The organism is Mycobacterium sp. IS-1590 (assembly GCF_001500025.1).
In the GTDB taxonomy this organism is placed as follows: domain Bacteria; phylum Actinomycetota; class Actinomycetes; order Mycobacteriales; family Mycobacteriaceae; genus Mycobacterium.
This window is the reverse complement of the sequence record NZ_LQIW01000004.1, coordinates 1-18,525: the sequence shown is the minus strand read 5'-3', so window position 1 is coordinate 18,525 and position 18,525 is coordinate 1. Positions and strand designations below refer to the sequence as shown.

The 18,525-nt window shown below is 65.7% G+C and carries 23 protein-coding genes and 1 tRNA gene; 19 read left to right on the top strand and 5 right to left on the bottom strand.

Annotated features, from left to right (window positions below):
• Positions 1 to 14: 14 nt before the first annotated feature.
• The 4 genes from AU197_RS04975 to AU197_RS04960 are packed head-to-tail and all read left to right on the top strand — an operon-like array spanning position 15 to position 3,192.
• Complete coding sequence (locus AU197_RS04975) at positions 15 to 1,082, top strand: poly-gamma-glutamate hydrolase family protein (RefSeq protein ID WP_064401424.1); 1,068 nt, start codon at positions 15 to 17, stop codon at positions 1,080 to 1,082.
• A 39-nt stretch (positions 1,083 to 1,121) separates the two neighbouring features.
• The gene (locus tag AU197_RS04970) at positions 1,122 to 1,895 is read left to right on the top strand and encodes a DUF1365 domain-containing protein (protein ID WP_064401423.1); all 774 of its coding nucleotides are present in this window, start codon (positions 1,122 to 1,124) and stop codon (positions 1,893 to 1,895) included.
• Positions 1,892 to 2,473, top strand: a complete 582-nt coding sequence (locus AU197_RS04965; protein WP_064401422.1) for a sigma-70 family RNA polymerase sigma factor — start codon at positions 1,892 to 1,894, stop codon at positions 2,471 to 2,473. The genes AU197_RS04970 and AU197_RS04965 overlap by 4 nt, the downstream gene beginning before the upstream one ends.
• Positions 2,470 to 3,192: an anti-sigma factor gene (locus AU197_RS04960; protein WP_064401421.1), complete on the top strand. Its 723-nt coding sequence runs from the start codon at positions 2,470 to 2,472 to the stop codon at positions 3,190 to 3,192. Before AU197_RS04965 ends, AU197_RS04960 begins: the two co-directional genes overlap by 4 nt.
• Here the strand turns inward: AU197_RS04960 and AU197_RS04955 are convergent.
• Positions 3,189 to 4,289, bottom strand: coding sequence for a glutamate--cysteine ligase 2 (locus tag AU197_RS04955; RefSeq protein WP_064401420.1), 1,101 nt, complete (start codon positions 4,287 to 4,289; stop codon positions 3,189 to 3,191). The genes AU197_RS04960 and AU197_RS04955 overlap by 4 nt on opposite strands.
• 182 nt (positions 4,290 to 4,471) lie before the next feature.
• Between AU197_RS04955 and AU197_RS04950 the strand changes: the two genes are divergently transcribed.
• Entirely contained in the window at positions 4,472 to 5,290 is an 819-nt protein-coding gene (locus AU197_RS04950) for an LLM class F420-dependent oxidoreductase (protein ID WP_064401419.1), read from the top strand.
• Here the strand turns inward: AU197_RS04950 and AU197_RS04945 are convergent.
• Entirely contained in the window at positions 5,287 to 7,257 is a 1,971-nt protein-coding gene (locus tag AU197_RS04945) for a flavin-containing monooxygenase (protein ID WP_064401418.1), read from the bottom strand. The genes AU197_RS04950 and AU197_RS04945 overlap by 4 nt on opposite strands.
• A 129-nt stretch (positions 7,258 to 7,386) precedes the next feature.
• Between AU197_RS04945 and AU197_RS04940 the strand changes: the two genes are divergently transcribed.
• Positions 7,387 to 7,459, top strand: a tRNA-Arg gene (locus tag AU197_RS04940).
• A 43-nt stretch (positions 7,460 to 7,502) separates the two neighbouring features.
• Here AU197_RS04940 and AU197_RS04935 read toward each other — a convergent pair.
• Together AU197_RS04935 and AU197_RS04930 are read right to left on the bottom strand one after the other, a co-directional pair.
• Positions 7,503 to 8,669, bottom strand: a complete 1,167-nt coding sequence (locus tag AU197_RS04935) for a site-specific integrase (protein ID WP_064401547.1) — start codon at positions 8,667 to 8,669, stop codon at positions 7,503 to 7,505.
• The gene (locus AU197_RS04930) at positions 8,659 to 9,270 is read right to left on the bottom strand and encodes a helix-turn-helix domain-containing protein (RefSeq protein ID WP_197415459.1); all 612 of its coding nucleotides are present in this window, start codon (positions 9,268 to 9,270) and stop codon (positions 8,659 to 8,661) included. Before AU197_RS04930 ends, AU197_RS04935 begins: the two co-directional genes overlap by 11 nt.
• Positions 9,271 to 9,372: 102 nt before the next feature.
• Between AU197_RS04930 and AU197_RS25900 the strand changes: the two genes are divergently transcribed.
• The 5 genes from AU197_RS25900 to AU197_RS04910 all read left to right on the top strand — a co-directional run bounded on the left by AU197_RS25900 (position 9,373) and on the right by AU197_RS04910 (position 11,852).
• On the top strand, positions 9,373 to 9,606 hold the full coding sequence (locus AU197_RS25900) for a helix-turn-helix transcriptional regulator (protein ID WP_231744827.1): 234 nt from the start codon (positions 9,373 to 9,375) through the stop codon (positions 9,604 to 9,606).
• 1 nt (position 9,607) lies between these two features.
• Complete coding sequence (locus tag AU197_RS04925) at positions 9,608 to 10,030, top strand: DUF2742 domain-containing protein (protein ID WP_082696510.1); 423 nt, start codon at positions 9,608 to 9,610, stop codon at positions 10,028 to 10,030.
• A gap of 171 nt (positions 10,031 to 10,201) precedes the next feature.
• Positions 10,202 to 11,404: a hypothetical protein gene (locus tag AU197_RS04920; protein ID WP_064401416.1), complete on the top strand. Its 1,203-nt coding sequence runs from the start codon at positions 10,202 to 10,204 to the stop codon at positions 11,402 to 11,404.
• Positions 11,401 to 11,601 (top strand): hypothetical protein, encoded by a 201-nt coding sequence (locus AU197_RS04915; protein ID WP_231744826.1) that lies wholly within the window; start codon positions 11,401 to 11,403, stop codon positions 11,599 to 11,601. The genes AU197_RS04920 and AU197_RS04915 overlap by 4 nt, the downstream gene beginning before the upstream one ends.
• The gene (locus AU197_RS04910; RefSeq protein WP_064401415.1) at positions 11,598 to 11,852 is read left to right on the top strand and encodes a hypothetical protein; all 255 of its coding nucleotides are present in this window, start codon (positions 11,598 to 11,600) and stop codon (positions 11,850 to 11,852) included. Before AU197_RS04915 ends, AU197_RS04910 begins: the two co-directional genes overlap by 4 nt.
• A gap of 388 nt (positions 11,853 to 12,240) precedes the next feature.
• Here the strand turns inward: AU197_RS04910 and AU197_RS04905 are convergent, their stop codons facing one another.
• Positions 12,241 to 12,468, bottom strand: coding sequence for a hypothetical protein (locus AU197_RS04905; protein WP_064401414.1), 228 nt, complete (start codon positions 12,466 to 12,468; stop codon positions 12,241 to 12,243).
• Between the two features lie 14 nt (positions 12,469 to 12,482).
• On the opposite strand from AU197_RS04905, the gene AU197_RS04900 reads away from it, so the two are divergent.
• The 8 genes from AU197_RS04900 (at position 12,483) to AU197_RS04865 (ending at position 18,251) form a co-directional block, all read left to right on the top strand.
• Complete coding sequence (locus AU197_RS04900) at positions 12,483 to 13,937, top strand: terminase large subunit domain-containing protein (RefSeq protein ID WP_064401413.1); 1,455 nt, start codon at positions 12,483 to 12,485, stop codon at positions 13,935 to 13,937.
• Entirely contained in the window at positions 13,934 to 15,259 is a 1,326-nt protein-coding gene (locus AU197_RS04895) for a phage portal protein (protein WP_064401412.1), read from the top strand. Before AU197_RS04900 ends, AU197_RS04895 begins: the two co-directional genes overlap by 4 nt.
• On the top strand, positions 15,256 to 15,840 hold the full coding sequence (locus tag AU197_RS04890; RefSeq protein ID WP_064401411.1) for a hypothetical protein: 585 nt from the start codon (positions 15,256 to 15,258) through the stop codon (positions 15,838 to 15,840). The genes AU197_RS04895 and AU197_RS04890 overlap by 4 nt, the downstream gene beginning before the upstream one ends.
• Complete coding sequence (locus AU197_RS04885; protein WP_064401410.1) at positions 15,830 to 16,261, top strand: hypothetical protein; 432 nt, start codon at positions 15,830 to 15,832, stop codon at positions 16,259 to 16,261. Before AU197_RS04890 ends, AU197_RS04885 begins: the two co-directional genes overlap by 11 nt.
• A 12-nt stretch (positions 16,262 to 16,273) precedes the next feature.
• A complete protein-coding gene (locus AU197_RS04880) occupies positions 16,274 to 16,597 on the top strand; it encodes a hypothetical protein (protein WP_064401409.1) in 324 nt (107 codons plus the stop codon).
• A 123-nt stretch (positions 16,598 to 16,720) separates the two neighbouring features.
• Positions 16,721 to 17,569: a phage major capsid protein gene (locus AU197_RS04875; protein ID WP_064401408.1), complete on the top strand. Its 849-nt coding sequence runs from the start codon at positions 16,721 to 16,723 to the stop codon at positions 17,567 to 17,569.
• On the top strand, positions 17,569 to 17,892 hold the full coding sequence (locus AU197_RS04870) for a hypothetical protein (RefSeq protein WP_064401407.1): 324 nt from the start codon (positions 17,569 to 17,571) through the stop codon (positions 17,890 to 17,892). Before AU197_RS04875 ends, AU197_RS04870 begins: the two co-directional genes overlap by 1 nt.
• The gene (locus AU197_RS04865; protein WP_064401406.1) at positions 17,892 to 18,251 is read left to right on the top strand and encodes a hypothetical protein; all 360 of its coding nucleotides are present in this window, start codon (positions 17,892 to 17,894) and stop codon (positions 18,249 to 18,251) included. The genes AU197_RS04870 and AU197_RS04865 overlap by 1 nt, the downstream gene beginning before the upstream one ends.
• Positions 18,252 to 18,525 lie beyond the last annotated feature (274 nt).

The following is an 18,525-nucleotide window of genomic DNA, read 5'->3' as shown; positions in this document are numbered from 1 at the left end:
CTGATGCCGGGGCGATGCTGCGGCACGCCTATTTCGCGTACGGGTCGAACCTCAACGTCGCGCAAATGGCGTTGCGGTGTCCCGACGCGGCACACCCTCGGCCGGCGATGCTGACCGACCACGACTGGCTGATCAACGAGCGCGGCGTCGCCACGGTCGACCCGTTCCACGGCTCCGAAGTGCACGGCGTGCTGTGGCAGCTCAACGACCGCGATCTGGCGGTGCTCGACAGTGCCGAAGGCGTCCCCGTGCGGTACCGCCGCGACCGGCTCACCGTGCACACCGACGACGGGCCCGCCGAGGCGTGGGTGTACATCGACCATCGTGTCGAACCGGGTCCACCCCGACCGGGCTATCTCGAGCGCATCATCGACGGGGCCCTGCACCACGGCCTGCCATCGCGCTGGGTCGATTTCCTCAAGCGGTGGGACCCGGCGCATTGGCCCGGCCGCTCCAACCAATCGGATATCCCTGCACCGCAGTCGCTTTCGGAACTCTTGGCACAACCGGGCGTCGTCGAAGACCGGATTCTGCGTTCCCGCTTCGGTTTTCTGGCCATCCACGGCGGCGGCCTCGAGCAGATGACCGATGTGATAGCCGAGCGTGCCGCGGACGCCGCGGGCGCCTCGCTGTATACGGTGCGCCATCCCGATCACTATCCGCACCATCTGCCCTCGGCGTTGTACCTGGCGCGAGAGTCCGAACGTCTCGCGGAGTTCCTCGATCACGTCGAGGTCGCCGTGTCGCTGCACGGGTACGGCCGCGTCGGCCGCAGCACACAGTTACTCGCGGGCGGGCGCAACCGCGCGCTGGCCGAGCACCTCGTCAAACACGTCGAAGTTCCCGGCTATCAAGTCATCACCGATCTCGACGCGATCCCCCGCGAACTGCGCGGGTTACACCCCGACAATCCCGTCAACCGCGTCCGCGCATGCGGAGCGCAACTCGAGCTCACACCGCGGGTGCGCGGCATCAGCCCGCGCAGCCAGCTACCCGGCGACGACGGACTCACGCCGGCGACGTCGGCGTTGATCCAAGGGCTCGTCGCCACCGCACACTCCTGGGAACTCCGCTCGGCCTGAGCACCCATCCGCCACGCGGGTGGCTCCGAATACCGCTATGTGGATGGTTCGTACCTGTACCGCACCCGGACGGCGCACCTGCGTCGTGCGCCGGTGTACCACCATTTCGAGCATCACGGATACAGCTGGCTGGTCGACGTCGACCGGCTTCCCAGCGTCCCGTGGTGGCTGCGCCCCTTCGCGCGCTTCGACGCCCGCGACCACCTCGACGGCGCCCCGGGCGACTCACTGCGGGAGCGGATCGACGCGTTCCTGTGGGACCGCGGGGTCGACCTCGGCGGCGGGCGGGTCACCGCGTTGCTGCAGGCGCGGGTGGCCGGCTACGCGTTCAACCCGGTGACGCTGTACTGGTGCCATGACGCGGCGGGCGTCGTGCGCCACATCGTCATGGAGATGCACAACCACCGCGGTGAACGGCATGCGTATCTGCTGCCGCCGAGCCCGGACGGGACATCGATGGCACCGAAGAAGCTGCGGGTGTCGCCGTTTCACGGCAGCGACGGCCACTACCTGGTGCGCGCGCCACACCCGGGCCAGGAGGTGGACGTGACCGTATCCCTGCACCGCGGCAACGGCCCGGCGTTCATCGCCACCGTGCGTGGCACGCGCAGGCGGGCGGGCGTCGCCGAAGTGCTGCTGATGCAGGCAAAGGCCCCGCTGGCGCCGTTGATGACAGCGCTGGAGTACCGGCTCCAGCACCTCACGCTGTGGCTGCGGCGGGTGCCCGTGGTGCGCGGGGTGGAGGCGGTCGGCGAAACTGTCGCTCCGACAGAGGCTTTCGTCGACTCCGGGGTTAGATCGCGATATTCATGACGGTGCAGACGCGGGTGGCTAGGCTACCGCTGGTGACCACGGACCTCGACGAACTGCTTCGCCAGGTAGCCGAGGAGAACGTCGAGGCCTTCGCCACTTTCTACGACCGCACCCGCGCGCGGGTCTTCGGCCTGGTGACGCGGGTGCTGCGCGATCGCGGGTACAGCGAGGAGACGACGCAGGACGTCTATCTGCAGGTGTGGCGCACCGCGGGAAGTTACGACCCCTCGGCGGGTTCCCCGCTCGCGTGGCTGATGACGCTTGCACACCGGCGCGCGGTCGACCGGGTGCGGTCCGAACAGGCGGCGACCCAGCGGGAGGACCGTTACGGCGCGGCCACCGTCGAACCGCCCGCCGATCACGTCGCCGACTCGGTGATCATGCGCGACGAGCGCCGCCAGGTCGCCAACTGCCTGGGCTCGTTGACCGACGTCCAGCGTGAGTGCATCCAGCTGGCCTACTACGACGGACTGACCTACGCCCAGGTGTCCGAACGGCTGTCGGCGAACCTCGCCACGATCAAATCGCGGATGCGTGACGGCCTCCGCGGTCTCCGCAAGTGCTTGGGGATGGCATGACCGAGCCCATGGATTCCGACCTCGGCGCCCTCGCGGCGCCCTACGCCCTGAACGCGATCTCCGATTCCGAGCGCGAGGACGTCGACCGCCGCGTCGCGGCCGCTCCGCCCGCCGTCGCGCAGGCGTTCGCCGAGGAGGTGCGCAACGTCCGCGAGGCCATGGCGGTGGTGTCGGCCGCCACCGCGGCCGAACCGCCGCCGCATCTGCGCGAGCGCCTGCTGGCCGAGGTCGGTGGCGAGCGAGGGCAGCCGGTACGCCAGTTGCGCCCGCGTCCGACGCGTTGGCAGAAGGCCGCGCTGGCAGCCGCCGCCGTGGTCGTGGTCGGCGCCGGCGCCCTTGGCGTTGGTCTGGCGCTGCGACCCGCCGAGAAACCCTCGACCGCCGAGCAGGTGTTCGCCGCGCCCGATGTGCGCACCGTCTCGGGCGAGATTCCGGGCGGCGGCACCGCGACGGTGGTGTTCTCCCGTGAGAAGGACGCCGGGGTGCTGGTGATGAACAACGTCACCCCGCCGCAACCCGGCACCGTCTACCAGATGTGGCTCGTCGACGCCGACGGCCCGCATCCGGCGGGCACCATGGACGCGCAGGCCGTGGCCCCCTCGACCACCGCCGTACTGCCCGACCTCGGCGACTCGAGCACGCTGGCCTTCACCATCGAACCGCCGGGCGGTTCGGCGGAGCCGACCGGCGCACCGTTCGCCGAGCTGCCTCTGGCCTAGGTGCCCGCCATCGTCGCCTCGGCCGCCTCGGCCACGACGTCGAGCACGTCCCGACGGCGCTGCCACGCCCGCCGCTGCCGCATGGCGCCGTTGCCCTCGTCGGTGACGCGGCGCAATTCCTCGGACACCAGCTCGTAGTCGCCCACGGCTTCGAGTGCGGGCCGTACGTGCTCGACGAGCCGGTCCAGTAGCTCTCGCGCGGGCACGCGCTGATGGCTTTCCATCAGGTCGACCGCGTCGCCGTCGAGGCCGTCACGCGCGGACTTCCAGTAGGCGGCCTTGAGCGCGTGCGCGGCGAGCGGCGGCGTCGGCTCGCCGCGCCGCTCGTCCGCCAAGGCCGTCATCACCGCGGCCCGGGTCAAGGCGGCCAGCAGGACGGTCTCGGCCACCGTCGCGGGCACGTCGGCCACGCGCACCTCGATCGTCGGGAAGTTCTTCGACGGCCGCACATCCCAATAGACCATTCCGTCGTCACGCATCGCGCCGGCCTGCTGCAGCATCGTCACGACGGCGTCGTACTCATCGACGGAGTCGAAGTGCGGCGGCGGGCCCGCGCTGGGCCACCGCGCCCACAGCACGCTGCGCCAGCTGGCGTAGCCGGTGTCGGAGTTGCGGTATATCGCCGAGTTCGCGCTCAGCGCAAGCAGGCTGGGCAGCCAGGGTCGCAACCGGTTGCTGACCCGGATCGCGGCTTCGCGGCTGGGCACCGCAACGTGCACATGGCAGCCGCAGATGCCCTGCTCGTGAGCGATCATGCCGAACTTCTCGCCGATCTCCCGGTACCGCGGAGTGTCGGTGATCGGAAACTGCTGCGGAACCGTGGGCGGCAGTCCGACCGCCAGTAGTTGCGCCCCTGCCGCGTTTGCGGCCTCGGCGGAGAGTCGGCGCAGGCGCAGCAGCTGGTCACGTAGTTCGCGGGTGGAGCCGACCACCTCGCTGGTGGTTTCCACCTGGCAGGTGGTCAGTTCGAGTTGCAACTTCACACCGCGGGCGGCGGCCTCGCGGGCGACGGCATCGTTGAGCGCGACAGGTTCCCCGCTCGTGGGGTCAGCGAGCAGGAATTCCTCTTCGACGCCGATCGTGGGGTGCGTGGCCATGGTCTGTGGTAGCCGAAATATTGATCCGGCCCGTCGGATGATTCAACGACGGGCCGGATCGGGGCAACAAATCCTTCAGGTCTGGGGACTCCGGTGATTCGAAGTCAGCGGCAGATGTATTGCCCGAAGCTTCTGAGCCCCAAACATCCTTTGTCGACCTGCGACACTTCTACGATCGATCCGTGACCAAACCCTTCCGGTTCGGCGTCGGGCTGCAGGCCGCGCGCCGTCAGAAGTCGGTACAGGACTGGGCGCGCCGCGCCGAGGACATGGGCTACGACATCGTCCACGTCGCCGACCACCTCTACACCACCGCGCCGTTCCCGATGATGACCGCGATGGCGATGGCGACCGAACGGCTGCGGGTGGGCACGTTCGTGCTGAACGCCGGCTTCTACCGGCCCGCGCTACTCGCCCGCGAGGTGACCACGCTGCGGGACCTCAGTGGCGGGCGCTTCGACCTCGGGCTCGGCGCCGGCTACGTCAAGGAGGAGTTCGAACAGGCCGAGCTGCCGTATCCGTCGGCCGGCCAGAGAGTCGACTGGCTGCGCCACGTCACCGAGCACATGAAGGAGCACGCACCCGATGTGCCGATCCTCATCGCGGGCAACGGCGACAAGCTGTTGACGCTGGCCGCGCAGCACGCCGACATCATCGGGCTGACCGGCGGCGTTCCGATCACCGCGGGCTCCGACCCGCTCGCAGACCGCATCGCGTTCATTCGCGGGGCCGCTGGTGACCGGTTCGACGACCTCGAACTCAACCTCGCGGTCACGGCCATGCCGACCGACGATTCCGGCAGGCCCGACCTGTCGATCACTCGACGGTTCCTGCCCCATCTGTCAGAAGAGGAGCTGCTGGCCACCCCCGCGGTGCTCTCAGGGTCGACGAGCGAGATCGCCGACACGCTGCGCGGTTACCGCGAGACGTACGGAATCAGCTACATCACCGTCCAGCAGCTGCACGCCGAACCGTTCGCCAAGGTGATCGCCGAGCTCTAAGGTCCTTGTCCCGCTTGCGCGACAACGGATTCAGCCGACCGCACCACAAAGTCCGACCACTCGGGTTCGCGCACCGCATCGTGGTATTCGTAGAGCTTCCAGGGGCTGACCGTGTGGATCTCGCCGCGGGCGTTCTTGAAGTACGAATGCTCGATCGACGGGTGCGCCCAGACCGTCATCTTGATCGCCTCCTGCGATTTGCGGCGCCAGTCGTCGGTGGCGCCGGCCTTCGGCTCGATCGAATGCGCGCCCTCCGCCAAGACGCGCAGACACTGGCCGATATAGCGCATCTGCAACTCGGAGTTGAAGATAAGGCTGCCGCCGTGCGCCAGATGAGTGCCGGGGCCGTAGGTCAGGAAGAAGTTCGGGAACCCCGGAACCATGATTCCCCGGTACGCGTAGGGCCGATCACCCCAGACGTCGCGCAGATCGATCGGATTGCCGTCGCCGTCGCGGCCGGTGATCCGTAGCGGCCACAGCACCTCGGTGGCGCGAAAACCGGTGGCGTACACGATGATATCGGCGCGGCGTTCGAGGCCATCGGCGGTCACCACGCCTGTCGGCGTGATCCGCTCGATCGGTGTGCGGACCAGGTCGACGTTGTCCCTGCGAAGCGTTCGCAACCAGGTGCCGTCATCCTGCAGCGTGCGCTTACCCGTCGCGGGATAGTCGGGCAGAACCTTGGCGAGCAGTTCCTCGTCGCCCTCGACCTGGGTGGTGATCCAGTCGGTGAACATCATCCTCGCGGCGGCGTTCATGTCGCTGACCGCGTAATCGCCTTGCTGGTAGGCGGGATCGACGCGCGCGGCGTCCAAGCCCTTGTCGGCGCCCGGCCACAGCAACAGGAAGCGATACCAGCGGCTGTAGAACGGCAGGTGCTCCATCGCCCAGCGGGTGCCGTCTCCGACTTCGTTGTGATACATCGGGTTCGGAAACATCCACTGGGCGGTGCGCTGGTAGACATCGAGATGCTCGACGCGGTCGGCGATCGCGGGCGCGATCTGAAAACCGCTCGCCCCGGCGCCGATCAGCGCGACACGACGACCGGTGACATCGACGTTGTGGTTCCACGCGGCGGAGTGGAAGGCCGGGCCGGCGAACGTGTCGGCACCCTCGATGTCGGGCACCTGGGGCCGGTTGAGTTGGCCGACCGCGCTGATGATCGCGCGGACGGCGACCCTGGACACCCGGCCGTTCTTCGCGCGCAGGGCGACGGTCCAGGCGCCCGGCCCGTCGTCCCATTCCGCCGAGACCACCTCGGTCTCCCACCGGACGTGTTCGCCGATGCCGTACTTGTCCATCACGTCGACGAAGTACTGACGGAGCTCGGGCTGCTCGGCGAAGTAGTGACTCCACTTGTTGCTGGGTTCGAAGCTGTAGCAGTAGAAGTGGTTGGCCACGTCGACGCGGGCGCCCGGATAGCTGTTCTCCCACCAGGTTCCGCCGGGGCCGGCGTTCTTCTCCACAACCGTGAACGGCAGGCCGGCCTGCTTGAGCCGGATAGCGGCGAGCAGACCGGACTCACCGCAACCGATGACGAGCACGGGCAGCGTCGCCGCTGCGTCGGCTTCGATGGGATCGGGCTTGCGCGGATCGGTGCCGTCGAGGTCGAGCTCCTCGGTCAACAGCGGCAGGTACTCGTCGCCGACGGGTTCGCATGCGGCCCAATCCATCATCTGCTTGACGACGGACGCGTCCAGCGGCGCCGGTTCCGGGCAGCCGCGGTCGCGGTAGGCGGTGATCACCTCCAGCGCCTCGGCTCTGGCCCGGGCCTTGTCCTCTTCGGACATGAAGCCTTGGACCTCGTTGAGGAACAACCCGGCCTGGGCGTAGTCGCGGATGAATCGGGTGTCGCCGGTGATGTGCACGAGGCTGAGCAACAGCGTCGGGACGCTGACGTCCTCGAGCGCCCGCGCGATCTCGGCGGTGGGCGTGGTGAACGGCGTGCCCCCGTAGCGACTCCGCACGACATCTCCTCCTGACCGCCCGACGGCCGCAGACAATTACGGAACTAACAGTAGCGTAATCGACGCCCGGGTTCCGGCAGTGACGTTTGATTCGCGGCGGTCGGCCAGCCGGTAAGCTCCCAGCGGTCCGCCCTCGTAGCTCAGGGGATAGAGCACGGCTCTCCTAAAGCCGGTGTCGCAGGTTCGAATCCTGCCGGGGGCACTACAAACGGTGTCTTTCAGTTGAGGCCGGCAGAATCCATCGTTTATTCATCCTTTATGGCGCGGTCCAGCAGGTCCGCCACCGCCGTGTGGACCCGGCCGCGAGCCATGTACTTGTCCTGAGTCATGGAGATCCGTGAATGCCCTAAGTGGTCGGCACCGATCCGAGCCGACAGCCCCTCATCGTCGATCAGCGTCGCCACCGACTTGCGGAAGCTGTGACTGGTCGCGTCCGCAACGCCTAGATCGGCGCGCACCTCGCGCCACCGGGCACGGAAGTTGTCAGGGTCGCGCCAGGTGCCCGCGTTCGACGGGAAGATCATCGACTGCTCCCCGAGGTACGGCACGTTGCGCCGCGCCGATAGCACGGTCGCCGCGAAGATCGGCAATGCGACGGTCCGGCGACCAGCGGCAGTCTTCGTCTCCTCGATCCTCAGCAGCCCCTTGCCCGCCGCCCGAACCACCTTGCCGGTCACAGTGAGCGTTGCCCCCTCCTCGCTGAAGTCGGACCAGTACAGTCCGAGCAATTCGGAGATACGCAAGCCGGTGGCGACGAACAAAGTGATTGGGTCCACCAGATCGTGACGCTGACACGTCTCGGACGACCGCAACTGGGCTAGCAGACCGCGCAACTCTTCGGCAGTCAACGCGGCCGCACCCTTCGGAGGTGTCTTTGATCGAATCGTCGACACGTCGCGCACCGGGTTCGCGCCGATGACGTTGGCCATCACGGCAAGGTGCAGACCCCCCTTCAGGATCGTTTTGGACTGCACCGCCATGACGTCACCATGCGCTCGGCGCATGGAGCGAATCGCCGCGTCAATGCGCGCCGGGGTCGCCTCCCCCACCCGAACACCTGCCATCACCTTGCCGAGCAACTTGGCGCAATACCGGTAGGTGTCGATCGTCCTGATTGACCGGCCATCCTCGGCTAGGCGGTCTATGTGCTGATCGACCAAGACCATGATCTTCGTGTCGAGAGTGACCTCGCTGTCACCCGCAGCCCGCCGCTGATTCAGCGCCTCGATCAACGCATCTTCTGCCAACTTGCCGTGCTGGTCATGCTCATCAGCAGGACCACGACGCTCCACGATCCGGGTCACACCATCAGCATCACGAAACCGCGTGCGTGCCAGCCAGACTCCACTCCCAAGATACTTGCGCGCAATCTTCCCGTGCTGCCCGATTCGCAGCGGCGGCCTACCGGCCATCGTCGTCATTTCTTGATCGCCGTTTGTCTGCTCCATGCTCCGCGACTTCGTCCGCAAGGAGTTCCATGTACGAGCTGACTTTGGCCGACTGCCGGCGAAGGGCAGCTGCGACCGGTTCTGGTTCCGCGATGTAACCCATGCACTCGACATCCTCCATGGCGAGTGCTCGTAGGAACGTGATGGCAGCAATGTCTGGGCGCGCTGTGATTGCGTGTTCCTGACGCTGATATTCCGTTGCAGCTTCTAAAAATTCGTCTACATCTACAGCCTTCGACCAAGGTGCTTCGCCTTTGATCCACGCTCGAAGGCGGTCCGTGCGGATCGGTTCGGCACCTTTTGCGACCTGCAGCTTGGTCGTCCAATTCTGTGGCGACACAAGCTCGATAATGCTCGTATTCAAGGCCATCGCGATAATGAGCAACTCGTCGATGCCCACCTTGCGGACGGCATTCTCCACTTCTGAGACGCCGGACGGTGACAGCGACAATCCAAGCGCCTTTAGTCGGGCCGACAGATCCCGAACTGTCAATTCGCGGAGATTTCTGATTCGCCGCAGGTTGTGTCCAAGCGTCTCTCGAACGCCAACCGGTTTGTCATCCACGCACTCATCGTAGCTCTTGTTCGGAAAATACGGACTGCGAACGGACTTGACAAACATGGCACGTTTGAGCACTATTTGAGACGCATCCGGAATATCCGGGGAATGTTCGGAAAAACAGAACAGGAGCAGCGCACGATGGCCTTACTGCCCTCATCCGAGGACTACTGGCTGACGCGCCCAGAAGTCGGGGAGCGGCTTCGGGTGCCTGAGAAAACGCTCGCCCAATGGGCAAGCAAAGGCAAAGGGCCCAAGTATGCCCGCTTTGGCCGGCATTGCCGTTACCGGCTCAGCGACGTCATCGCCTGGGAGAACGCGCAATTCGGTGGTGCTGCCTGAAATGACCACCCCGGAAGAAACAACGGCCCCCGTAAACCCCGGTGCGCCAACACCGAGCGGGGACCGCTGCAAACCCACCCAACACCAGACAGGCAAGTCGCTGACCAATATAGAGGTACCTACCGACCACAATCTGATCGACAGCCGCACAGTCGACTGGTGGTCAGTCCATATCCACGTCGAACCGCTACTGCGGGAGGTGGAGTGCTGGCCGATGGTCGGCACTCTGCCCTGGCAACATCTGCCGACCGACGATCCCAAGAAGCTGGCCGCGATCTTCGACGCCGCCCGCCACTGGGCGCTCCGAGTTGATACGTCCCAAGCGGCGCTGGCCGAGGCATCCCGCGAGGTGTCAGCCTCGGTCGACTGGTCGCGGACCGCTAGGACGCGATCAGGTGTCTACATTCCGCGGAGGGTTGCATGACCGACCATTTCTGGTCGTCGCGGCCCGTCCTCGGCCACTGCCTAACCCTGGCGCGCGCCCGCGGGGCTGGTCCCTGGGCAGTCCTCGGAGCCGCCCTGGCCCGCGCTACAGCCACCATCCCACCCGAGATCGGCTTACCCGGTGTCGTCGGCGGCCGTATGTCGCTCAATCTTGTTCATCGCCCACGTCGGTGCCAGCGGTGGCGGCAAGGGAATCGCCGAAGCCGTCGCCGTCGAAGGATTCAACTTCCACCCCGTGATCACCGTGCCCTTGGGTACCGGCGAGGGCATCGGCCGCACCTTCCGGCCCATTGGAACCCCACCCGACCGCCCCAACCCGATCACCGCGGCGATCTTCAACGCCCCTGAAATAGACACCGTCGCAGCACTTGCGGCCCGCCACGGCTCCACACTGTCGGCCGAACTCCGCAAGGTCTACAGCGGTGAACAACTCGGCTTCGGCAACGCAGGCAAGGACGCCCGCAACATCGTCGAAGCCGGCTCCTACCGGGCATGCCTGACCATCGGTGTCCAACCCCTCCGATCCCAAACGCTTCTCGGCAGCGCCGACGGCGGACTGCCCCAACGGTTCGTCTGGCTGCCGACTTCCGACCCCGACGCCCCCGACGAACCACCCGCCGACCCCGGCGTATGGAAAGTCAGCAGGCCCGCATGGCTGCGAGCAGTCGGCTCGAGAATCGACCTCCTCGTACCCGGATCCGCGATTACCGCGATCCGCTCCCACCGTTTGGCTGTTCTCCGAGAAGATCCGAAAGTCGATCCGCTCGACGGACACGCCTTACTGACTCGCCTCAAGGTGGCCGCCGCGCTGATGTCACTCGACGGCCGCACCGTCGTTTCCGACGAGGACTGGCGGTTAGCCGGCTACGTCATGGACGTATCCAACTACACCCGCGAACGCTGCCAGCGCGCCCTGGCCGAGCAGTCCCGCAGCACCAACGCAGCCCGCGCCCTGGCCACCGCCGAACGCGAGGAGATCGTCTCCGACCGCAAGGCTCAGCGCGCGCGAGACACCATCTTGCGCAAGGTCGACACCCGCGGCCAGCTAACTAAGAACCAGCTTCGTATGGCGATGAAAGCCGACATCCGCGACTACCTCGACGCCGCGATCTCCGATCTCCTCGACCGGAACGAAATCACTGTTTCCCCAGCAACCCTCGGCAACAAGAAAGTACATGTGTACCACCGGTACATAGACGAAACACAGGGCTTCACCAGCGGAAACGATGCATGTACCAAAAGTACACATGTACCCCGATCGGAACAGGCGACCACGGCACCGCGACAGAGGCGGAGGCAGCGCACACGCGGGAAGTACCGCGATCCCCAGCAAACAGGAGAACGGACGGCATGACCATCAAAATCCTGCGCGTCATCGGACGCCGCGCCCACGACCCTGTAGTCGTCGCCGTGGTCGATGACTACCTCGTCAAGTGGTCACCCCGAGACGACTGGACATGCACCTGCGACGAGGCCACCTTCCCCGACTGCCCACACATCCCCGCCGTCGAGAACCTCCTCGACTCCCGAGTCACCGGAGACAGACCATGACCAACGAGCCAGTCATCACCGTCGCCGATGCCCGCCGCGCAGCTCTGCTCATATGCCACTACTCGCAGGGAAGCGCCGAAGGATGCAACGCGGTCCTCAAAGACGCCGCCGATGCAAACCGCGTCACCAACTTCATCCTCGCGATCTGCGACGTCTACGCCGCCATCGTCCCGCTCCTGCACTCCGAGTTGGGCGTGACCGCAATCCAGGGCTGCATCGCCAAAATGGCTATGCGGGAGGACGCACAGTGACTCTGCGCCCATGCCTCGTTTGCGGCGAGCCAGCGTCTCGCTCCCGCTGTGATGACCACCGCCCCAAAAACACCAAAGCCAGCGCCACCGCCCGCGGCTACGACCGCACCTGGCGCAAACTCTCCGAACGCGCACGACGCCTCGCACCATTCTGCGAAGACTGCGGAGCCATCGAGGATCTCCAGACCGACCACTCACCAGAAGCGTGGCGGCGCAAGGCCGAAGGTAAGCCAATCCGCCTCCGGGACGTCAGCGTCGTCTGCGGCACCTGCAACCGCCGCCGAGGCGCAGCCAGACCCACGGGGGACACCCCATCCGCAACGAAACAGCGACCCACCGGTAAGGCAAAGTTTGAGTCTCACACCGCGAGGTTGGCGTGAGGTGCGCGTCAGGCTTGGTCGTCGTACTCGCTATAGCTATGTCCCATCCGGTAGGGGCTCCAGCCGAATCTCTTGGGGTTCACGACGAATGCATGCCAGTACTGGGAACTGAATCTGATTTCTTCCTCGCCAGCTACGACGGTGAGGACGCCAGTCTCACTGAGGTCGTAGAAGTCCACCTGGTCGTAGTCGTAGAAGTCATCATTGGTCTTTATTTGGATCCTCGTGAAGTGCACCTTTGGAGTCTGGCATGAAGGCCGGACCCAAGGGTCAGATCAAGGCCGTACCGCTGGACCTGTCCGAGTATCCGGCGGCTCGGGCGAAGCGCCGCGAGAAGTTCGTCGGGGAGTTCCTGATCACCCCGCGTGGGCATGGCGCGGGTAAGCCGTTTCGGCTGCGCCCGTTTCAACGCCAGATCATCCGCGGGGCGTTCGCTCCGAGCATCCGCACCGCGGTCGTGAGCATCCCTCGGGCCAACGGCAAGACCATGATGGCCGCCGCGCTCGGGCTGGCGGAGATGTTCGTCGGCGCACCCTCCGCGGAGGTGCTCGTCGTCGCTTCCGATCAGCGGCAGGCGAATATCACGTTGCGGTACGCCAAGCGCATGGTGGAGCTGAACCCTGATCTGGCCGAGCGGGTGCAGGTGTACGCCGACCGGCTCTATCTGCCCGAGAATGACAGCCTGTTGCTGCCGCTGCCCGCCGAGCCGGGTGCCCTGCACGGCCATGACCCGAGCCTGCTGGTCGTCGACGAGCTGCACGTCGTCACCGAGGCGGTCTGGGAGGCCGTCACCAGCGTGACGGGGAAGCGCCCGGAATCGTTGACGTTGGCGATCTCGACGCCGGCCGCCTCACCGGATTCTGTGATGTGGCGGTTGGTAGAGCACGGCCGTGCCGGGATCGACCCGTCGTTCTTCTTCGCCGAGTTCTCCGCACCGGAGGGCTGTTCGGCTGATGACCGGGCCGCGTGGCGTACCGCGAATCCGGCGTTGGCGTGCCGGGAGCCGTTCTTGTCTGAGGACGGGATCGCCGCGGCCCGTATGACGATCCGCGAGCCGGTGTTTCGTCAGCTTCGCCTCGGCCAGTGGGTAACCGGAGTCGAATCGTGGCTGCCGTGGGGAGCGTGGGATACCTGCCGCGTCGAGCGTGCCGTGCGTCCTCGCGAGCGTGCCGTGTTGGCGTTCGACGGCTCGGCGTCGGGGGATTCAACCGCGCTGATCGGCTGCACCCTGGACGGGCATGTGTGGGTCGAGGGACTCTGGGAGAACCCCGGAGATCCGCGCTGGCGTGTCCCTCGCGAGGACGTCGATCGGGCTGTCGACGTCGCGTTCACCAAATACGAGGTGGCCGAGTTGGCGTGCGATCCATGGGGCTGGCGCTCGGAGATCGAGGCGTGGGCGCGCCGGTATGGGGAGCGCCGGGTGATCGAGTGGAACACCGCGCACGCGCAACGCATGGCCCCGGCCACCGATCGGCTGTATCAGGCGGTGGCGACTAGAGCCGTGACTCATGACGGGGATCTGCGCCTGGCCGCCCACATCGCGCACTGTGCCGCGAAGTCGACGCCGATGGGCGATCTCGTCAGTAAGGACAAGCGAGGATCGCCGCGCAAGATCGACGCCGCGGTGGCCGCAATCGTCGCCTATGACCGTGCCGCCTGGCACCAATCCCGAAACCGTAGAAGAGTGAGGAGCTTTGCATCATGACCCAACAAGAACTTCTGCTGACGCTGCTGCAGCGGCTCGACGAGCCGGTGGCCCGTTACAGCCAGCTCGACCAGTATTACGGCGGACGCCAACCTCTGGCGTTCTTGAGCCCCGAGGCGAAGATCGCGTTGGGTAACAGGTTCGGGCTGATGGCGTCCAACATTCCGCGACTGGCGGTGACCGCGATCGCCGAGCGGCTACGAATCACCGGGTTTAGCGGTGACGAGGAGTTGTGGGCCGATTGGATCCGCAATGACCTCGACCAGCTCTCGGGTGTGGCGCATCGCGAAGCTCTGCTGCTGGGCGACAGCTTCGTGATGGTGTGGGCCGACGTCTACGGCCGGCCGAAGGTGACGATTGAGTCGGCGAAGCAAGTTGCCGTGCAGACCGATCCGGGAACCCGCACGATCACGGCCGCGGTGAAGCGGTGGGAGACGAACACCACGACCGAGGCCGTCTTGTATCTGCCGGACACGATCACTCGGCTACGGGCCAACCAGACCGGCGCAACGACGCAGGGATTCTTCACCGTCGAGGAGATCGCCAATCCGCTCGGTGTGGTGCCGGTGGTGGCGATCCGCAACTCCGAGCGCATCCTCGACGACCGCGGGATCTCGGAGATCACCGATCTGATGCCGTTGGTCGACGCCTTAAACAAGAGCTTGGCCGACATGATGGTGACCTCGGAGTACGTCGGGCGGCCGCGGCGCTGGGCCACCGGAATCGAATTGAGCGAGGAGCCGGTCCTCGACGCCGAAGGCAACGACACCGGACAGACGATCGAGGTCAATCCGATCCCCGAAGGCGCGCGGGCGATGATCTCCGAATCCCATGAGGCGAAGTTTGGCCAACTCCAGGCCGCCGACCTCGCCGGCTACGAGGCCTCGGTGCGGGTGATCCTCGGGCAGATCATGGCCGTCTCCACGCTCCCGGCGCATTACGTCGGAGTGTTCACCGACAATCCCGCGTCCGCGGATGCGTTGCGGGCCGCCGAGGCGTCTCTGACCGCGAAGGCCGAGGCGCGTCAGGCCACGTTCGGCCGCTGCTGGGAGCAGGTCGGCAGGCTGATGATCGCCGTGCGGGATGGCCGCGACCCGAACATGATCGACGACATTCGGGTGCTGTGGGCCGACGCCGCGACGAGAAGCGTTGCCCAAGAAGCCGATGCGGTCGTCAAGCTGTATCAAGCTGGTCTGCTGCCCGCCTCGGCGGCGCTGACCAAGCTCGGCTATTCGGAGGATCAGATCGCCGAGATCCGCGCCGCCCGCCGCGGTGAAGCCCTCGACACCGCCGGACTTGATCTGCGGGCCCTGGCGTCATGACCTACCGGGATCAGATCGTCGGGCTGTCCGAGGAATCCGAGCGGCGCGTCCTGGCCGTGTACGCCATGTTCACCTCCGGGCAGATCAGCGCCGAGGAGACGGCGACGGCAATCGCGACGATCGTCGCCGCGCACAACTCCAAAGCTGCTGGCCTGGCCGATGTGTCGCTCGCGGCGACGATCATGCTCAACCTCGGGCGCCCAGTCGCCACCGCAGGTCTACTACCGCCCGATGGTGACGTCGATCGGCTCGGTAAGGCCGCGGCGACGGTGCTGAAGGTAGCCGATCGCTCCGAGGTGCCCGAGGCGATCGTTGGACGCCTGGCCCGCTCGGAACCGTTGGAGACCGCGGCCCGCGCCTACAGCGAGGGCATGGCCCGATCGCCGTCGGTGAAGGGTTGGGTGCGCAATCTGTCGGGTGGTGCGTGCCAACTGTGCCGCTGGTGGTGGCGTGAAGGCCGCGTGTGGCCCGCCGAGCACCCGATGCCCACACATAAGGGATGCGCCTGCACTCCGAAACCTGTTCTCGCCGAGAACATTCAAACGACCGGATACACGAGGAGGTTACGCAATGCCGGATGAAGTCGAAACACCGCAGGAGCCGATCGAGGAACCGATCGAGGGACCGGACACTGAGGAACCGAGCCCCGATCGAGACGAAGTTCCCGAGGAGCCCGAGACGTTCCCGCGCGATTACGTCGAGAAGCTGCGCCAGGAAAATGGCCGCTACCGGCAACGCGCACAGCGGGTCGACGACTACGCCCACCGGCTGCACACCGAACTCGTCCGCGCCACCGGCCGGTTGGCCGACCCCAGCGACCTCGCCTTCGACGAGGCGCACATCCACGACCCCGACGCACTCGTCGCCGCAATCGAAAAGCTGATAACTCGCAAACCACACCTAGCCACTCGGCAGCCGATAGGTGATATCGGGCAAGGCGCTTCCACGCCCTCTAGTACTACTGTCGATCTAGCCGCAATCCTTCGGAAACGAGCAACATAAGGGGGTTAACAGATGGAACTTGGCGACTCGCCCAACGATTCCGATGCGGACGACGACGAGCTGTTCGAAATGAGGTTTCGCGCAGAAAAGATCGCGGAACTTTCATTGAACCGACGGATCGCAGAACTGGCGCCTCACGCATCAGCTAGGGAGCTCGTGCAACTCTCCCATGTGTACGCAATCCTAAGCTACTCAGGGTGGGGCGTGCTTCCAGAAGGCGACTGGTCGCGTATCCCAGGATTTTCCGAAATCTATGAAAAAGAGGAGAGAGCGGGCGAAGCTAGTACGGGCGAATGGTTACCGCTCGACGACTACGGGGATAGCGACGAAAGTTGAAGCCAGGCAACGAGGCCGAATGGTCTAGAATCGAGTTGGTTCGAGTCCTGGTGGCTCAACCTTCGAAGCTTCATCGTCCTGACGACGTGGGCAGCACATCCACTTATCGTTAGGACAATCTCCGTGGCGAATACCGAAACCACAACTGCCAATCCTGAACTGCTCCAAGAGCAGGTAGCCAATCTTCTCGTCCAGCCGCTCGAGGCGGCCTCGGTCGTGCTGTCGAGCGGTGTGAGAATCTTCGACACCGCATCACCGTTGCGCATCCCGAAGCTGACTTCCGGTGCCACTGTGGGCTTCATCGGGGAGGGTGAGCTGATTCCCGAGGCCGACGTCGACTTCGGCGAAGTGAAACTGATGCCCTCGGACCGCAAGAGCATCAAGACGCTGATCCGCTTCACCAACGAGCTGCTGCGCCAGTCGGTGATCGGCCTCGACGCCACCCTGAAGGGACGCCTGGTCACCGACGTGTCCAACAAGCTTGACACCGCGTTGCTGACCGGAGACGGTGCCGACGACTCGATCACCGGGATCGTCAACCAGGCCGATGTGCAGACCGGCGTCCTCGACGTCACCGACGCCGATTCCCTGCTCGACGCGATCGCGTTGACATCGGCCGCCGAGGTCACCCCAAACCGGTGGTTCATCAACGGGCAAGACTTCATCGCGCTGCGCAAGCTAAAGGAGACGACCGATTCGGCGAAGTACCTGATCGAGTCCGACGTCACCGCTGGGCCGACCTACAGATTGTTCGGGGTCGAGGCCACCGTCACGAACAAGCTGCCGGAGGGTACGGCGGTGCTGGCCGACACCAGCCAGATCGCGATCGCCCGCGATCTCGCGCCCAGCGTGACCCTGCTCGCCGAGCGGTACGCGGAGTACGACGAACAGGCGATTCGGGTGGTGACACGCTATGACCTCGGTTTGCTGCACCCTGAAGGCGTCATCGTCTTGACCGCGGCTGGCAGCTAGTGGTCGACGCCGAACAGGTGTTGCTGTTCCTCGGCCGACCCGACGACACCTCCGTCGAAGGGTCGGCCGAGCAAGCGATCCCCGTCATCACGACGATGGTCAAGGCGTACACCCGAGGCAACGGATTCGACGTCCTCGGCGAACCCAACGAGGAGCTGGAAGCCGTCATCGTCACCGCGACAGCGCGGCTGGTCACGAACCCCGGACAGTTGGCGCACGACCAGGCCGCGGGCCCGTTCACTCAGTCGCTGCGCGGCGGCTTCACCGGCTGGACCCTGGCCGAGCTGGCGGTGCTGAACCGGTACCGGCGGCGGGTGGCCTGATGCTGCCCCTGGCGCAAGAGGTCCGGGTCCACACCTACTCAAAGGGTCCGCTCGACGCCTATGGCACCGCCGAAGCCGTCTACACCCCGCCCCTCGATCAGCCCGGAGCACCGCAGCGGGTCTACGGGTGGCAGGTGCCCGAAAGCACCGAGCGACGAGCCTTGGGCGGGCACGCTGAGATGGTCATCACCGACGTAGACCTATACGCGCCGCCCGACTTCCAGATCGCACCGACCGATGTGGTCGACCTCCCCGGCGCGGGCCAGTTCCACGTCATCGGCCACCCGATCGACTACACCCACGGCCCGTTCGTGGCGCAGCCCGGAGTGGTGGTGCGATTACGCAAGGTGGAGGGCTAGCGGTTCGGGACCGACGCCCATCCATCGCTTATTCATCGAAAATGCTCGGGAAACGGCACGAATCAGTAGGAACTATCGGGCCGTTATGGGTCGCGAACCCGCAGTTCAACGTGGACAAGCGAGAAACACTACGGCTTGACGAACATCCACGTTTTCAAAAGCCGGTGTCGCAGGTTCGAATCCTGCCGGGGGCACTTTGTGATGTCTCGGGACATCGTTGGCAGATGTCCCGAGACATCATTTACATCTGGAGCCGGTTTTCGGGTGAGTTTCC

What these genes read in the sequence shown, in the direction of transcription:
- AU197_RS04975 (WP_064401424.1), top strand. Translation starts at nt 15, where the DNA reads ATGCTGCGGCACGCCTATTTCGCGTACGGGTCGAACCTCAACGTCGCG.
- AU197_RS04965 (WP_064401422.1), top strand. Translation starts at nt 1,892, where the DNA reads ATGACGGTGCAGACGCGGGTGGCTAGGCTACCGCTGGTGACCACGGAC.
- AU197_RS04960 (WP_064401421.1), top strand. Translation starts at nt 2,470, where the DNA reads ATGACCGAGCCCATGGATTCCGACCTCGGCGCCCTCGCGGCGCCCTAC.
- AU197_RS04955 (WP_064401420.1), bottom strand. Translation starts at nt 4,289, where the DNA reads ATGGCCACGCACCCCACGATCGGCGTCGAAGAGGAATTCCTGCTCGCT.
- AU197_RS04935 (WP_064401547.1), bottom strand. Translation starts at nt 8,669, where the DNA reads ATGGCCGGTAGGCCGCCGCTGCGAATCGGGCAGCACGGGAAGATTGCG.
- AU197_RS25900 (WP_231744827.1), top strand. Translation starts at nt 9,373, where the DNA reads ATGTTCGGAAAAACAGAACAGGAGCAGCGCACGATGGCCTTACTGCCC.
- AU197_RS04925 (WP_082696510.1), top strand. Translation starts at nt 9,608, where the DNA reads ATGACCACCCCGGAAGAAACAACGGCCCCCGTAAACCCCGGTGCGCCA.
- AU197_RS04915 (WP_231744826.1), top strand. Translation starts at nt 11,401, where the DNA reads ATGACCATCAAAATCCTGCGCGTCATCGGACGCCGCGCCCACGACCCT.
- AU197_RS04910 (WP_064401415.1), top strand. Translation starts at nt 11,598, where the DNA reads ATGACCAACGAGCCAGTCATCACCGTCGCCGATGCCCGCCGCGCAGCT.
- AU197_RS04900 (WP_064401413.1), top strand. Translation starts at nt 12,483, where the DNA reads ATGAAGGCCGGACCCAAGGGTCAGATCAAGGCCGTACCGCTGGACCTG.
- AU197_RS04895 (WP_064401412.1), top strand. Translation starts at nt 13,934, where the DNA reads ATGACCCAACAAGAACTTCTGCTGACGCTGCTGCAGCGGCTCGACGAG.
- AU197_RS04890 (WP_064401411.1), top strand. Translation starts at nt 15,256, where the DNA reads ATGACCTACCGGGATCAGATCGTCGGGCTGTCCGAGGAATCCGAGCGG.
- AU197_RS04885 (WP_064401410.1), top strand. Translation starts at nt 15,830, where the DNA reads ATGCCGGATGAAGTCGAAACACCGCAGGAGCCGATCGAGGAACCGATC.
- AU197_RS04880 (WP_064401409.1), top strand. Translation starts at nt 16,274, where the DNA reads ATGGAACTTGGCGACTCGCCCAACGATTCCGATGCGGACGACGACGAG.
- AU197_RS04865 (WP_064401406.1), top strand. Translation starts at nt 17,892, where the DNA reads ATGCTGCCCCTGGCGCAAGAGGTCCGGGTCCACACCTACTCAAAGGGT.